At 78.1% G+C, this 456-nt stretch carries 1 pseudogene; it reads right to left on the reverse strand.

Annotated features, from left to right (window positions below):
- Positions 1-20: 20 nt before the first annotated feature.
- Positions 21-456, reverse strand: a pseudogene (locus tag D7V88_RS43565) (hypothetical protein); the annotation flags it as partial.

Consider the following 456-nt stretch of genomic DNA (forward strand, 5'->3'; position numbering starts at 1 on the left):
CCCGGTGGGCCGCCTGCGCTTCAGCGCCCCGCGCCTTCGTCCAGGATGGAGCCGCCGCCCAGGGGCGTCACGGAGTTGCTGGACGTGTTGGTGTCCGGCGACAGCGTGGTGCCCGCCGCGCCCGCCGCCGGGGTCCCCATCGCTGGGGGCAGCACCGCGCCCGCGCCGCTGACCGTGTTTCCCGCGCCGGGGGAGGCCATGCCCGCCGGATCCGGAGGCAGCACCACGCCCGTGCCGCTGACCGGGTTTCCCGTGATGGGGGAGCCCATGCCCCCTGGAACCGGAAGCAGCACCGCGCCGGAGCCCGTGACGTCGCCCTGGGCGCCCGCCACCGGGTTGGTGAGGGAGGGCGTCGCACTGTAGGGCTGGGGCAGCACCGCGCCCGTGCCGCTGCCGCCGGTGACCGCGTCCGCGCCGCCCCCCGCGTTCGCGCCGCCCCCCGTGTCGCCATAGGGC

The sequence above is a fragment of the Corallococcus terminator genome (genome assembly GCF_003611635.1).
GTDB lineage: Bacteria > Myxococcota > Myxococcia > Myxococcales > Myxococcaceae > Corallococcus > Corallococcus terminator.